Consider the following 14,706-nt stretch of genomic DNA (forward strand, 5'->3'; position numbering starts at 1 on the left):
CTTATAGACGAATTGGCATCACCACGTACATGGCACTGTCATCGTCGGCATTTTCAATCAACGCGCTAGCGTTAGCATCCGACATCGACACACGTACATTTTCACAACGCAACGTGTTCAGAACATCAAGCACATAGCTTACGTTAAAGCCGATTTCGATGGCGTCACCTTCAAAGGTTACATCAAGCATCTCTTCCGCTTCTTCTTGTTCTGGGTTATTCGCGGTTATGCGCATTTCAGTATCAGCCAGATTCACACGCACGCCACGGAATTTTTCGTTGGAAAGAATCGCAGCACGAGAGAAGGCTTGGCGCAACTCGTCACAACTTGCTATTAGTGTCTTATTGGTGCTCTGAGGCAATACACGGCGGTAGTCAGGGAAACGACCATCAACCAACTTAGAGGTAAAAGTAAAGTTATTCACCTCAGCACGAACATTGGAGCTACCGATCTGAAGTACTACAGGCTGCTCTGGCGCATCCATCAACTTTACTAATTCTTGCACACCTTTGCGTGGCACGATGATTTGCTTCTGCGCAAAGTCCGCACCTAGCTGAGTTTGCGATACCGCCATACGGTGGCCGTCCGTCGCCACGCTGCGTAGCGTGGTGCCGTCAATTTCAAACAACATGCCGTTGAGGTAGTAACGAACGTCTTGATTCGCCATCGAGAACTGAGTTTTGTCGATCAGCGTACGTAGATCGGCTTGGCTCAGTGATACTTCCACTTCGCTTTGCCAGTCTTCAATATTAGGGAAATCGTTCGCTGGAAGCGTTGCCAATGAGAAACGGCTGCGACCAGAGCGAACTTGTACGCGATCACCTTCTAATACAAATGTGATGATCGCATCGTCCGGTAAACCACGGCAGATATCGAGAAACTTACGCGAAGGAACGGTAATGCTGCCCGCTTCAAAATCACCTTCTAGCGTCACTTTGCTTACTAACTCTACTTCAAGATCGGTTGCCGTCATCGACAATACGTTCTCTTCTACTTTAAGAAGTAGGTTACCCAGGATTGGCAGGGTTGGTCGGCCACCTAAAGCGCCCGAAACCTGCTGTAGCGGTTTGATTAAATGACTACGTTCAATGGTAAATTTCATGCTTGGCTCTTTACGCTGTCAGCTCAATAAATGATTTGCTTAGAATACCGTTATTCTAACCGATTACGAAGACAGGGTGCGAATCAAGTTAGAGTAATCTTCTTTAATGTCGTGGCTCTCTTCACGCAGCTGCTCAATCTTGCGACAAGCATGAAGTACGGTCGTATGATCGCGGCCCCCAAACGCATCGCCAATTTCAGGCAAACTGTGGTTGGTTAGCTCTTTTGCTAACGCCATAGCCAGCTGACGAGGACGCGCTACAGAACGAGAACGACGCTTAGACAGCAAGTCCGCTACTTTAATCTTGTAGTATTCCGCCACTGTCTTTTGAATGTTATCGATTGTCACAAGCTTCTCTTGTAGAGCAAGCAGATCGCGCAGCGCTTCACGAACAAAATCAATCGTAATTGGACGACCAGTAAAGTTCGCGTTCGCGATAACACGGTTCAGTGCACCTTCGAGCTCACGAACGTTCGAACGCAGACGCTTGGCAATGAAGAATGCCACTTCATCAGCAAGGTGGATTTGGTGATCTTCAGCTTTTTTCATCAAGATCGCCACACGTGTTTCAAGCTCAGGCGGCTCGATCGCAACAGTAAGACCCCAACCAAAGCGAGATTTAAGACGATCTTCAACGCCATTAATTTCTTTAGGATAACGGTCAGACGTTAGAATGATCTGCTGATTACCTTCCAATAGTGCGTTGAAGGTATGGAAGAATTCTTCTTGTGAACGTTCTTTATTAGCAAAGAATTGGATGTCATCGATAAGGAGCGCATCCACGCTGCGGTAGTAGCGTTTGAATTCTTCAATCGCATTGTTTTGCAGCGCTTTTACCATGTCTTGCACAAAACGCTCTGAGTGCATGTAGACCACTTTTGCGTTCGGGTTGTTATCCACAATCGCGTTACCCACCGCATGCAATAAGTGGGTTTTACCCAAACCCGTGCCGCCGTATAGGAATAGTGGGTTGTAAGCTGCACCTGGGTTATCCGATACCTGACGCGCCGCAGCCAAACCCAGTTGGTTCGACTTACCTTCAACAAAGTTATCGAACTTGTGTTTTGGGTTCATGTTTGAGCGGTGATTGATAGCCGCAATCGCTTGAGCGTCGTCATCCCAGGTTTTGTGTACTGGCTTACGCGCCTGTAATTGCGCAGGTGCAGATGACTCGGCAGCCACATCTGCAGGCGTACGTGTCGGCGCTGGTTTTGGTGCAGAGACAGGTCGGCTCCCCACTTCAAAACGTAAGTTAGGAATATCGCCACCGCAGTATTCCTGCAGTAAGCGAGTAATATTGTTCAGATACTTATCACGCACCCAGTCCAACACAAAGCGGTTTGGCGCGAATAGAGTGAGAGTATTGTCATTGAGCTCCGCTTGTAGCGGACGAACCCACATGCTGAATTCTGTAGCTGGTAGCTCTTCTTGAAGCTGCTGCAAACATTGCAGCCAAAGCGAAGATGACACGGTGCCCCCACTGAGTAATTGAATTATCGGAAAAGACTGGCAATTTTACCTGTTGATAACCAAGATCGCCAGCGATTGATCGACGATCCAGTGAATAAGATCCAAGTTATTCACAATTATTTCTGCAAACTTGATGAGATCAACACACCTTGCCCCAAATTTGCCCACACAACGATCCACAATTGGGCAAAATTCACAAGATCGAGCGATTGGTGATAAGTCTGTGTATTATTTTATTCCCAATGCTGATTTTGTCGATCATTTCGCTAGGTTCAGTTCGCATTTTCGTCACATTTAACATTCTTCTTCTATTATCTAATAACTCACAGGTCTAGGTTATTGCTCTTGGTTATTTATTTAATTGAGCTAACTAACAGTAGTATTTCCAACCATAAAATTATGGAGATGTATTATGAAAAACTGGATTAAGGTTGCCGTTGCAGCCATTGCACTGTCGGCAGCAACCGTACAAGCCGCTACTGAAGTCAAAGTTGGTATGTCAGGTCGCTACTTCCCGTTTACTTTTGTAAAGCAAGACAAGCTACAAGGCTTTGAAGTCGACATGTGGGATGAAATCGGTAAACGTAACGATTACAAAATCGAATACGTAACAGCCAACTTCTCTGGTTTATTTGGTCTTTTAGAAACTGGTCGTATCGATACGATCTCCAACCAAATCACCATGACTGATGAGCGTAAAGCTAAATACCTATTTGCTGACCCTTACGTTGTAGATGGCGCACAAATTACCGTGCGTAAAGGCAACGACAGCATCAAAGGTGTTGACGATCTTGCGGGCAAAACCGTTGCGGTCAACCTAGGCTCTAACTTTGAGCAACTACTGCGTCAATACGACAAAGACGGCAAGATCAACATTAAAACGTACGACACAGGTATCGAACATGACGTGGCGCTCGGTCGTGCAGACGCGTTTGTAATGGATCGTCTTTCTGCGTTAGAGCTGATTAAGAAAACTGGCCTTCCTCTGGAATTGGCAGGTGAACCGTTTGAGACCATTCAAAACGCATGGCCTTTCGTTGACAACGAGAAAGGTCGTAAGCTGCAAGAAGAAGTAAACAAAGCACTGGCTGAGATGCGCGCAGATGGTACAGTAGAGAAAATTTCCGTGAAGTGGTTTGGCGCTGACATCACGAAATAAGAACTCTTTGTACTTTAGGCCGCAAAGTGGTATCACTCTCGGACTAAAATAAACTTACGTAAAGGTGGAACTTGTTTTCCACCTTTTCTTTTCTCTAGCCTTTAGGTAAGCCGTATGGGATTTGACTTTAATTACATGTTGGAACTGCTGCCGATATTGCTGAAATATCTTGGCACAACCATGGAAATGGCGACATGGGGATTGGTGTTTTCGCTGATTTTATCCGTCATTTTAGCCAATATTCGCGTATTTAAACTGCCAGTTCTGGATCAATTAAGCCAACTGTACATCAGCTTCTTCCGTGGCACCCCACTGTTGGTTCAGCTTTTCCTGCTCTATTACGGCTTACCGCAAATTTTTCCATTGATGGTCGGTATCGACGCCTTTTCAGCAGCGGTTATCGGTTTAACGCTGCACTTTGCCGCTTATATGGCGGAAAGTATTCGTGCCGCCATTATTGGCATTGATCGCAACCAAATGGAAGCGAGCTTATCGGTCGGTATGACGACATCCCAAGCAATGCGCCGAGTGATTTTACCTCAAGCAACGCGTGTCGCACTGCCTTCATTGATGAACTATTTCATCGATATGATCAAGTCAACGTCTCTTGCTTTCACGCTTGGTGTGGCCGAAATCATGGCGAAAGCACAGATGGAAGCCTCATCAAGTTTCCGTTTCTTTGAAGCTTTCCTTGCGGTTGCTCTTATTTACTGGGGCGTGGTGGTGATTCTGACTCGCGTACAAATCTGGGCAGAAGCAAAACTGAATAAGGCGTACGTACGATGATTAAGTTAGAAAATATTCACAAACGTTTTGGTGAGACTGAAGTGCTGAAAGGCATCGACCTCGATATTAAGCAAGGTGAGATCATCGTGATTATCGGCTCAAGTGGTACGGGTAAATCAACCTTGCTGCGTACGGTGAACTTTCTAGAACAAGCAGATGAAGGTCGTATCACGATAGATGACATCTCCGTTGATACTCAAAAACACACTAAAGCCGAAGTATTAGCGCTGCGTCGTCGAACTGGCTTTGTGTTCCAAAACTATGCCCTGTTTGCCCACATGAATGCGCGCCAGAACATTGCCGAAGGTCTAGTGACCGTTCGAGGTTGGAAAAAAGCCGATGCTCTCAAACGAGCGCAACAAATTCTGGATGACATCGGCCTTGGGGATAAAGGCGATAGTTATCCAGCGTCATTATCTGGCGGCCAACAACAACGTGTGGGTATCGGCCGAGCGATGGCGCTGCAACCAGAACTGCTGTTGTTTGACGAACCAACTTCTGCGCTGGATCCTGAATGGGTCGGTGAAGTTCTCTCATTAATGAAGAAGTTAGCTAATCAGCATCAAACCATGCTGGTGGTGACGCACGAGATGCAATTCGCGAAAGAAGTCGCTGATAGAGTGATCTTCATGGCGGAAGGCAATATCGTTGAGCAAGGTTCTCCACAGGATATCTTCGATAATCCACAAGATCCTCGTTTGAAAAAATTCCTTAACCAAGTAGGAATAGAGTAACGATCAAGCATCAGGATCGATTGATCCTTGAGATTTTACTCACACTACGTATAATCGCCCGGCCGGAATTTCGTACTCATTGAGTCATTGACACATTATGTGAGTGTGATTACAATTCCGCCTCTTTGTTGAGAGGCGTCGGTTGTCCTTCTCTATATAAAGAGCTTCTTTATATAAGAAAGCAAATACCCACGCCGGGTTTAACAAGAACCTAAAACTACTGATCAGTAAAGGTAATTATCATGAAACGCACTTTTCAACCTACAGTTCTAAAGCGCAAGCGTACTCACGGCTTCCGTGCTCGCATGGCAACTAAGAACGGTCGTAAAGTTATCAACGCACGTCGTGCAAAAGGCCGTGCGCGCCTATCAAAATAATCGCTAGTTTATTTTGAACACGTACGCGTTTAATCGGGAGTTACGTTTGTTAACTCCCGAGCATTATCAAAACGTCTTCCAGCAAGCTCATCGAGCTGGCTCGCCTCATTTCACCATCATTGCTCGCAATAACAAACTTTCTCACCCACGATTAGGTTTAGCGGTTCCCAAAAAGCAAATCAAAACGGCTGTCGGTCGTAACCGATTTAAGCGTTTGGCTCGTGAAAGCTTTCGTAACAATCAACATCAGCTTCCAAACAAAGATTTTGTTGTGATTGCGAAGAAAAGCGCGCAAGATTTAAGCAATGAGGAAATTTTTAAGTTGTTTGATAAGCTATGGCAACGCCTGTCTCGCCCTTCACGTGGATAGCCATTGGGCTCGTTTATCTGTATCGCTGGTTTATCAGCCCTTTGATTGGTCCTCGTTGCCGGTTCACACCAACCTGTTCCACTTACGCGCTAGAAGCTTTGAGAGCTCACGGTTTTGTAAAAGGATGTTGGTTATCAGGCAAACGTCTATTAAAATGCCACCCTTTGAATGAAGGGGGGTATGACCCCGTTCCACCAGTCCAAAAACAAGACAGAGATAACTAACGATGGATTCTCAACGTAATATCCTGCTCATCGGTTTGGCCCTGGTTTCTTTTTTGCTGTTTCAACAATGGCAAGTTGCAAAGAATCCAGAACCTCAAGCAGTTGAACAGGCTCAATCAAGCAGCACTCTACCTGCACCATCTTTTGCTGATGAACTTGACCCAGTTCCTGGTCAACAGCAAGCTTCTGCAAAAACTATCACAGTAACGACTGATGTTTTAACTCTGTCGATCGACACCGTTGGTGGCGATGTGGTACATGCCAACCTTAACGAATACTCTGCTGAGTTAGATTCATCAGATTCCTTTGTTCTGCTTAAAGACGCTCAAGGTCACCAATTTATCGCTCAAAGCGGTCTAGTGGGTCCTCAAGGTATCGACTTGAGCAGCACAAATCGCCCTCACTACAACGTAAGTGCAGACAGCTTCACAATGGCTGACGGTCAAGATGAACTTCGCGTTCCGATGACATTCACTGCAAACGGCATCGAATACACCAAAACTTACATCTTTAAACGCGGCAGCTACGCGCTTAATGTTGAATACGATGTAGTGAACAACTCAGGCAACAACGCAACATTTGGTATGTACGCTCACCTACGTCAAAATCTAATGGACGATGGTGGTAGCATCACAATGCCTACTTACCGTGGTGGCGCATACTCAACAGAAGATACGCGTTACAAGAAGTACAGCTTTGATGATATGCAGGATCGCAACCTGTCTCTTAACCTAGCCGATGGCCAAGGTTGGGCAGCAATGATTCAGCACTACTTTGCCGCAGCTTGGATCCCACGTAACGAACCAGGTACTAACCTATACACTCGTGTAATTGGCAACCTCGGCGACATCGGCGTTCGTATGCCGAACAAAACTATCGCAACAGGCGATCAGGCTAAGTTTGAAGCAACACTTTGGGTTGGTCCAAAACTGCAAGATGAAATGGCAGAAGTGGCACCTAACCTAGACCTAGTAGTGGACTACGGCTGGTTATGGTTCATTGCGAAGCCTCTTCATATGTTGCTTTCATTCATCCAGAGCTTTGTTGGTAACTGGGGTGTGGCAATCATCTGTCTGACCTTCATCGTTCGTGGTGCAATGTACCCACTAACAAAAGCGCAATACACGTCTATGGCGAAAATGCGTATGCTTCAGCCTAAGCTGCAAGCTATGCGTGAGCGTATCGGTGATGACCGTCAGCGCATGAGCCAAGAAATGATGGAACTGTACAAGAAAGAGAAAGTGAACCCACTAGGTGGCTGTTTACCTCTTATCCTACAGATGCCTATTTTCATCGCGCTTTACTGGGCACTAATGGAATCGGTAGAGCTACGTCACTCTCCATTCTTCGGTTGGATTCATGACCTTTCAGCGCAGGACCCTTACTACATCCTGCCGCTATTGATGGGTGCGTCTATGTTCCTAATCCAGAAGATGAGCCCGACAACGGTAACGGATCCAATGCAGCAGAAGATCATGACCTTTATGCCGGTTATGTTTACCTTCTTCTTCTTGTTCTTCCCATCAGGTCTCGTTCTGTACTGGTTGGTGTCGAACATCGTAACGCTTATCCAGCAAACTCTGATCTACAAAGGATTAGAGAAAAAAGGCTTACACAGCAAGTAACCTTTTAGGAAATGATTGAGAAAGGCGGCCAAAAGGTCGCCTTTTTGTTTTTGGCTGATTACAATTCAGCTAATTAATTGTGATGGCTCCCTAGGTATCTTCCCTATAGCCCAGCTCAAAAGGCAAAATTATGACTACAGATACGATTGTCGCTCAAGCGACCGCGCCTGGTCGTGGCGGTGTCGGTATTATTCGAGTTTCTGGCCCTAAAGCCAACCAAGTGGCGTTAGAAGTCACTGGCAAAACACTAAAGCCCCGCTACGCAGAGTACCTGCCGTTTAAGTCAGAAGATGGCACTGTGCTTGATCAGGGCATCGCACTGTACTTCCCTAACCCACACTCATTTACCGGTGAAGACGTACTTGAGCTGCAAGGCCATGGCGGCCCTGTCGTGATGGATATGCTGATAAAACGCATTCTAGGTATAGATGGTATTCGAGCTGCTCGCCCTGGTGAGTTCTCTGAACGCGCATTTCTGAACGATAAACTCGACCTCGCTCAAGCCGAGGCGATCGCAGACCTCATTGATGCCAGTTCTGAAGAAGCAGCAAAATCGGCACTGCAATCCTTACAGGGCGCATTTTCAGGCCGCATTAATACCTTAGTTGAGTCGCTGATTCATTTGCGTATCTATGTTGAAGCAGCCATCGACTTCCCTGAAGAAGAGATCGACTTTTTGGCCGACGGTAAAGTGGCTGGTGACCTACAAGCCATCATCGACAACCTAGATGCGGTGCGCAAAGAAGCTAACCAAGGCGCTATTATGCGTGAAGGGATGAAAGTCGTGATTGCGGGTCGTCCAAATGCGGGCAAATCAAGCCTGCTGAACGCACTATCGGGTAAAGAGTCTGCAATCGTAACCGACATCGCAGGAACCACGCGTGATGTACTGCGTGAGCATATCCATATTGATGGCATGCCACTACACATCATTGATACAGCAGGTTTGCGTGATGCTTCCGATGAAGTAGAGAAAATCGGTATCGAACGCGCGTGGGATGAAATAGCCCAAGCAGACCGCGTGTTGTTCATGGTGGATGGCACGACAACCGACGCCACCGATCCGAAAGATATCTGGCCAGATTTTGTGGATCGCCTACCAGACAACATTGGCATAACTGTGATCCGTAATAAAGCGGATCAAACGGGTGAAGATATGGGGATCTGCCACGTCAATAACCCTACTCTTATCCGTTTGTCAGCGAAGACTGGTGCAGGGGTTGAAGCTCTGCGCGATCATCTCAAGGAGTGTATGGGCTTCTCTGGCAACAGTGAAGGTGGGTTTATGGCTCGTCGTCGTCATCTCGATGCATTAGAACGTGCCGCACAGCACCTTCAAATAGGCCAGGAGCAGCTTGAAGGCTATATGGCAGGTGAAATATTGGCTGAAGAGCTACGTATCACCCAACAACATCTCAATGAGATTACCGGTGAGTTCAGTTCTGACGACTTACTGGGACGAATCTTCTCTTCATTCTGTATCGGGAAGTAAATAATCGAACGCGCGGTGCTGAGCTTAACTCACACCGCGTTTCTTTTTGTACGGCAAGCCATCCATGAGCTTTAGCCGTCGCATTCAATAAGGAAGAAGTATGATCCACATTATTACAGGCAGCACGTTAGGTGGCGCAGAATACGTAGGGGATCACCTGAGTGATCTACTCAACGAGAATGGATTTGAAACAACGATCCACAACCAGCCTTCCCTCAGTGATATCGAAAATCAAGGTACGTGGTTGGTGATCACCTCTACACATGGAGCTGGTGAGTATCCTGATAATATCCAACCTTTTATCGCAGCATTACAAAATACACCGCCAAAAATGACTGATGTAAAATTTGCGGTGATTGCGATTGGTGACTCTAGCTACGATACGTTCTGTGCCGCTGGTCAACACGCTTATGATTTATTAGAGGATATTGGTGCAACCCCTCTCGCAGATTGCTTTAAAATCGATGTACTGAGCCATGATGTGCCAGAAGACGCCGCAGAAATGTGGTTAAAAGAGAATATCGAACGTTTTTAAACTCACGACTTTCCCTTCAACAGAGTCGAAATTCGGCTCTGTTTTCTCCCATGTGAATAACTCTCCCACCAAATTATTTTGTTTAACCGCTCAAAAACCAACCAAACAGACTGTGGATAACTACAATAAGATCCAGTGATTTTCCTTTAGTTATCCCAATAACAACTTTGATCAATTTCACCCCCTGTGTATAACCACCACTTTTGATCCCAGGTAATCCTCAATCTGATCCAATCATGATCACAAGATATGATCCAAAGAAGATCCATGATCTTGTTGATCATTTTTAGGTTATCCACAGAAACGGTCGATCCTAATAGTAGATCTAATAAAAGATCATATATATAGATCTTATATATATTTATCTTGAAGCTTAAAACGGATAAAACGAGAAAACGTTTTTCTCTCTGGCATAAAGCAGGTAAAATACGGCTCCTTTATCTGTCCATTAAATCCCTTTGAATACCTGAGGTCAGTTCATGCTTTATCACGAAAACTTTGACGTCATTGTTGTCGGTGGCGGACACGCAGGAACGGAAGCCGCGCTCGCATCTGCACGCACAGGACAAAAAACGCTTCTCCTTACCCATAACATCGATACATTAGGCCAGATGTCTTGTAATCCGGCGATCGGTGGTATTGGTAAAGGTCACTTAGTAAAAGAAGTAGATGCTATGGGCGGTTTGATGGCTGAAGCCATCGACCATGCAGGTATTCAGTTTCGTACACTAAATGCCTCCAAAGGTCCTGCAGTACGAGCAACTCGAGCTCAAGCCGATCGCGCTCTGTACAAAGCGTACGTTCGTAATGCATTAGAAAATGCGCCTAACTTAACGTTGTTCCAGCAGTCAGTTGATGATCTGATTGTTGAACAAGATCGCGCAGTTGGTGTGGTAACTCAAATGGGACTTCGCTTCCATGCGAAAGCCGTTGTGCTAACCGTGGGTACCTTCCTTGGTGGTAAGATCCACATAGGTATGGAAAGCTCGTCTGGTGGTCGTGCCGGGGATCCACCATCGATCGCATTAGCGGATCGACTGCGTGAACTGCCGTTCCGTGTGGATCGTTTAAAAACAGGTACTCCACCGCGCATTGATGCTCGTACTGTTGATTTTTCAGTGCTAGAAGCTCAGCACGGTGATAACCCAACGCCTGTATTCTCGTTCATGGGCAAACGTGAACAGCATCCGCGTCAGATTCCATGTTTCATCACCCACACCAATGAACAAACTCACGATGTGATCCGCAGTAACTTGGATCGCAGTCCAATGTACGCAGGTGTGATTGAAGGTATTGGTCCTCGTTACTGTCCGTCTATTGAAGACAAAGTGATGCGTTTCGCTGACAAAAACAGCCACCAAATCTTCATTGAGCCAGAAGGCCTAACCACGCACGAGTTATACCCTAATGGTATCTCGACCAGCTTGCCATTTGATGTGCAAGTACAAATCGTGCGCTCAATGAAAGGGTTTGAAAATGCGCACATCGTTCGCCCAGGTTATGCGATTGAATATGATTTCTTCGATCCACGTGATTTGAAGCAAACGTACGAGACGAAGTTCATCCATGGTTTGTTCTTTGCTGGCCAGATTAATGGCACGACTGGCTACGAAGAAGCCGCAGCGCAAGGCTTGATGGCCGGTCTAAATGCAAGCTTGTTTAGCCAAGACAAAGAAGGCTGGAGCCCACGTCGTGACCAAGCTTACATGGGCGTGTTGATTGATGACTTATCGACCATGGGTACCAAAGAGCCGTACCGCATGTTCACTTCTCGTGCGGAATACCGCCTGCTACTTCGTGAAGATAACGCCGATTTACGTTTAACGGAAAAAGCGCGCGAGCTAGGCTTGATTGATGATGTTCGTTGGGCTCGCTTTAACGAGAAAATCAACAATATGGAAACGGAGCGTCAGCGTTTGAAAGCAACGTGGATGAATCCGAAGTCAGAGGGTGTTGATGAGCTGAACAAGCTGCTGAAAACCCCAATGGCCCGTGAAGCGAGTGGTGAGGATCTTCTGCGTCGTCCAGAGATCACTTATTCGCAACTGACGCAACTTGAAGCGTTTGCTCCTGCACTTGAAGATCAGCAAGCGGCTGAGCAAGTTGAAATTCAAGTGAAATACGATGGTTACATCAAGCGTCAGCAGGAAGAGATCGAAAAATCACTGCGTCACGAAAATACCAAGTTACCTGCTGATTTGGATTACCGCGATGTAAAAGGTTTATCAAACGAAGTCGTTGCTAAACTGAGCGAGGCCAAACCAGAGAGCATCGGTATTGCATCACGCATTTCTGGTATTACGCCTGCTGCAATTTCTATTCTACTTGTTCACTTGAAAAAGCATGGTTTGCTGAAGAAAGGTGAGGAAGAATAATGAGCGCATTGCGAACAAAGCTGGATTCACTGATCGCGAAAACCGATTTGGAAGTGTCAGAACAGCAACGAGAGCAGTTAGTTGGTTATGTCGAACTGCTCGACAAATGGAACAAAGCGTACAATTTAACATCGGTACGTGATCCGCTTGATATGTTAGTGAAACATATTCTTGATAGTATCGTTGTAAGCGCACACCTGCCCGGTGAGCGCTTCATTGATGTTGGTACTGGTCCGGGGTTACCGGGCATCCCTTTGGCAATAATGAACCCTGAGAAAACCTTCTTTTTGCTCGACAGTCTTGGCAAACGCATTCGTTTTATCAAGCAAGTCGTGCACACATTAGGGCTGAAAAACGTGACACCAATTCAAAGTCGCGTCGAAGAATTCCAACCTGAAGAAAAATTTGATGGCGTTTTGAGTCGAGCTTTTGCTTCAATGACAGACATGGTGGAATGGTGCCACCATTTGCCGAAACAAGAGCACGGGGTGTTTCTAGCGCTGAAAGGACAGCACCCTAAAGATGAAATGGATCAGCTTCCTGAATGGTGCAGTGTGACAGAGATCATATCTTTGGCTGTTCCTGAGTTGGAAGGTGATCGTCATCTAGTAATCTTATCGCGCAAGGAAAATTAGCGAGGTAATCGTGGGTAAAATTGTAGCAATCGCCAACCAGAAAGGTGGGGTCGGCAAAACAACAACGTGCATTAACTTAGCGGCTTCGATGGCGGCAACAAAGCGCAAGGTTTTGGTGATCGATCTCGACCCGCAAGGCAATGCTACGATGGCCAGTGGCGTGGATAAGTATATGGTCGATGCCACCGCATACGATCTTTTGGTCGAAGATACACCGTTCGATCAAGTCGTTTGTACCCAAACAACAGGGAAGTATGATTTGATCGCGGCGAACGGAGACGTAACCGCGGCAGAAATCAAATTGATGGAAGTTTTCGCTCGTGAAGTGCGTCTAAAAAATGCATTGTCGTCAGTTCGCGATAACTATGATTTCATCTTTATTGATTGTCCTCCTTCTCTAAACCTTCTTACAATCAATGCGATGGCGGCAGCTGACTCTGTGCTGGTGCCGATGCAATGTGAATACTTTGCGTTAGAAGGTTTAACTGCTCTTATGGATACAATCAGCAAGTTAGCGGCTGTTGTGAATGAAAACCTAAAAATCGAAGGTTTATTGCGTACCATGTACGACCCACGCAACCGCTTATCGAATGAAGTATCCGATCAACTTAAAAAACACTTTGGGAATAAAGTTTACCGTACTGTCATTCCGCGTAATGTTCGTTTGGCTGAAGCGCCAAGTCACGGTAAGCCAGCAATGTACTACGATAAGTACTCCGCAGGTGCCAAAGCGTATCTTGCTCTAGCGGGCGAAATGCTCCGCCGCGAAGAAATCCCAGTTTAACTCTAACCTAAGGAATTCAATCCCATGTCTAAGCGTGGTCTCGGAAAAGGACTGGATGCGTTATTGTCGACCAGTTCGTTTGCTCGTGAAAAACAGCATATTGCATCGCATAGCCAAGAATTATCGGCAGACGGTGAGTTAACCGATTTAGCGATTGGTCAATTGCAGCCGGGCGTATACCAACCGCGTAAAGATATGGCGCCTGAAGCGCTAGAAGAACTAGCGGCTTCGATTCAATCACAAGGCATTATTCAACCAATCGTGGTTCGCCAGGTCGAAAATGGTCAGTTTGAGATCATCGCAGGTGAGCGCCGCTGGCGTGCTGCAAGGCAGGCGGGTTTAAAACGCGTGCCGTGTTTGGTGAAAAAAGTTGAAGATCGTGCCGCCATCGCCATGGCGTTGATTGAAAACATTCAACGTGAAGACTTGAATGTGATTGAGGAAGCCCAAGCGCTTGAACGTCTACAAGATGAATTCACGCTGACACATCAGCAAGTGGCCGATGTGATTGGTAAATCAAGAACGACGGTCAGTAACCTATTACGTCTGAATCAGTTGGAAGTTGATGTAAAAGGTCTGGTTGCAGATAAAAAATTGGAAATGGGTCATGCTCGAGCTCTGTTAGCGTTAGAAGGCGAACAGCAAGTCGAAGTAGCTCAACAAGTGGCTAAGAAGCAAATGACTGTTCGCCAAACCGAACAGTTAGTAAAAAAGTGCTTAGCCCCACAAAATGAGCAAAAAGGGCAACAAGAGGATACCGAAGCCGAGCAAATGTCGCATAAATTGAGTCAGCTGCTTGATGCAAAAGTTTCTCTTACCCGTTCTGCAAACGGAAAAGCGAAATTGACGATAAGTCTTGATGAGCCTCACAAATTGGACCAACTAATTGCCAAGCTTGAGGCCTAGATGAGATAATTGATTTAGGTCAATTAATCTAATTAATCGAATTTTGTGCGAAAGTTGTCGTTTTGTAAACAAAACTGTAAGTTTTTGATGCAATCGAATTGCTTTACGTTGAACTGAACGTATAATTTTCGC

At 46.1% G+C, this 14,706-nt stretch carries 15 protein-coding genes; 13 read left to right on the forward strand and 2 right to left on the reverse strand.

Translation table 11 applies throughout. The features are described 5' to 3' along the window. Position 1 precedes the first annotated feature (1 nt). Together dnaN and dnaA are read right to left on the reverse strand one after the other, a co-directional pair. Positions 2 to 1,102: a DNA polymerase III subunit beta gene (gene dnaN, locus R7Z50_RS20955; RefSeq protein ID WP_005394106.1), complete on the reverse strand. Its 1,101-nt coding sequence runs from the start codon at positions 1,100 to 1,102 to the stop codon at positions 2 to 4. A 63-nt stretch (positions 1,103 to 1,165) separates the two neighbouring features. Continuing rightward, positions 1,166 to 2,572 (reverse strand): chromosomal replication initiator protein DnaA, encoded by a 1,407-nt coding sequence (gene dnaA / locus R7Z50_RS20960; protein ID WP_005378835.1) that lies wholly within the window; start codon positions 2,570 to 2,572, stop codon positions 1,166 to 1,168. 412 nt (positions 2,573 to 2,984) lie between these two features. On the opposite strand from dnaA, the gene R7Z50_RS20965 reads away from it, so the two are divergent. The 13 genes from R7Z50_RS20965 to R7Z50_RS21025 all read left to right on the forward strand — a co-directional run bounded on the left by R7Z50_RS20965 (position 2,985) and on the right by R7Z50_RS21025 (position 14,574). Next, positions 2,985 to 3,731, forward strand: coding sequence for an amino acid ABC transporter substrate-binding protein (locus R7Z50_RS20965; protein WP_005378831.1), 747 nt, complete (start codon positions 2,985 to 2,987; stop codon positions 3,729 to 3,731). A 114-nt stretch (positions 3,732 to 3,845) separates the two neighbouring features. Next, the gene (locus R7Z50_RS20970; protein WP_318149246.1) at positions 3,846 to 4,517 is read left to right on the forward strand and encodes an amino acid ABC transporter permease; all 672 of its coding nucleotides are present in this window, start codon (positions 3,846 to 3,848) and stop codon (positions 4,515 to 4,517) included. After that, complete coding sequence (locus R7Z50_RS20975) at positions 4,514 to 5,251, forward strand: amino acid ABC transporter ATP-binding protein (RefSeq protein WP_054730019.1); 738 nt, start codon at positions 4,514 to 4,516, stop codon at positions 5,249 to 5,251. Before R7Z50_RS20970 ends, R7Z50_RS20975 begins: the two co-directional genes overlap by 4 nt. A gap of 242 nt (positions 5,252 to 5,493) precedes the next feature. Beyond that, positions 5,494 to 5,628 carry a 50S ribosomal protein L34 gene (rpmH, locus tag R7Z50_RS20980; protein WP_005378825.1) on the forward strand — a complete coding sequence of 45 codons (135 nt, stop codon included), beginning with the start codon at positions 5,494 to 5,496 and terminating at the stop codon, positions 5,626 to 5,628. Between the two features lie 46 nt (positions 5,629 to 5,674). Further along, on the forward strand, positions 5,675 to 5,998 hold the full coding sequence (rnpA, locus tag R7Z50_RS20985; protein WP_005394102.1) for a ribonuclease P protein component: 324 nt from the start codon (positions 5,675 to 5,677) through the stop codon (positions 5,996 to 5,998). Continuing rightward, positions 5,965 to 6,222: a membrane protein insertion efficiency factor YidD gene (gene yidD, locus R7Z50_RS20990; protein WP_005378822.1), complete on the forward strand. Its 258-nt coding sequence runs from the start codon at positions 5,965 to 5,967 to the stop codon at positions 6,220 to 6,222. Before rnpA ends, yidD begins: the two co-directional genes overlap by 34 nt. 2 nt (positions 6,223 to 6,224) lie before the next feature. Next, positions 6,225 to 7,847 (forward strand): membrane protein insertase YidC, encoded by a 1,623-nt coding sequence (gene yidC / locus R7Z50_RS20995; protein WP_005383834.1) that lies wholly within the window; start codon positions 6,225 to 6,227, stop codon positions 7,845 to 7,847. A gap of 130 nt (positions 7,848 to 7,977) precedes the next feature. Next, entirely contained in the window at positions 7,978 to 9,339 is a 1,362-nt protein-coding gene (mnmE, locus tag R7Z50_RS21000; protein ID WP_005383836.1) for a tRNA uridine-5-carboxymethylaminomethyl(34) synthesis GTPase MnmE, read from the forward strand. Between the two features lie 100 nt (positions 9,340 to 9,439). Further along, on the forward strand, positions 9,440 to 9,874 hold the full coding sequence (gene mioC / locus R7Z50_RS21005; RefSeq protein WP_005378900.1) for an FMN-binding protein MioC: 435 nt from the start codon (positions 9,440 to 9,442) through the stop codon (positions 9,872 to 9,874). A gap of 479 nt (positions 9,875 to 10,353) precedes the next feature. Beyond that, positions 10,354 to 12,249, forward strand: coding sequence for a tRNA uridine-5-carboxymethylaminomethyl(34) synthesis enzyme MnmG (gene mnmG, locus R7Z50_RS21010; protein ID WP_005378901.1), 1,896 nt, complete (start codon positions 10,354 to 10,356; stop codon positions 12,247 to 12,249). Further along, positions 12,249 to 12,884 carry a 16S rRNA (guanine(527)-N(7))-methyltransferase RsmG gene (gene rsmG / locus R7Z50_RS21015; RefSeq protein ID WP_005378902.1) on the forward strand — a complete coding sequence of 212 codons (636 nt, stop codon included), beginning with the start codon at positions 12,249 to 12,251 and terminating at the stop codon, positions 12,882 to 12,884. Before mnmG ends, rsmG begins: the two co-directional genes overlap by 1 nt. 10 nt (positions 12,885 to 12,894) lie before the next feature. Beyond that, positions 12,895 to 13,668 carry a ParA family protein gene (locus R7Z50_RS21020; protein ID WP_005383838.1) on the forward strand — a complete coding sequence of 258 codons (774 nt, stop codon included), beginning with the start codon at positions 12,895 to 12,897 and terminating at the stop codon, positions 13,666 to 13,668. 24 nt (positions 13,669 to 13,692) lie between these two features. Beyond that, complete coding sequence (locus tag R7Z50_RS21025; protein ID WP_005383840.1) at positions 13,693 to 14,574, forward strand: ParB/RepB/Spo0J family partition protein; 882 nt, start codon at positions 13,693 to 13,695, stop codon at positions 14,572 to 14,574. Positions 14,575 to 14,706 lie beyond the last annotated feature (132 nt).

This window comes from Vibrio sp. 1249-1, assembly GCF_033340495.1.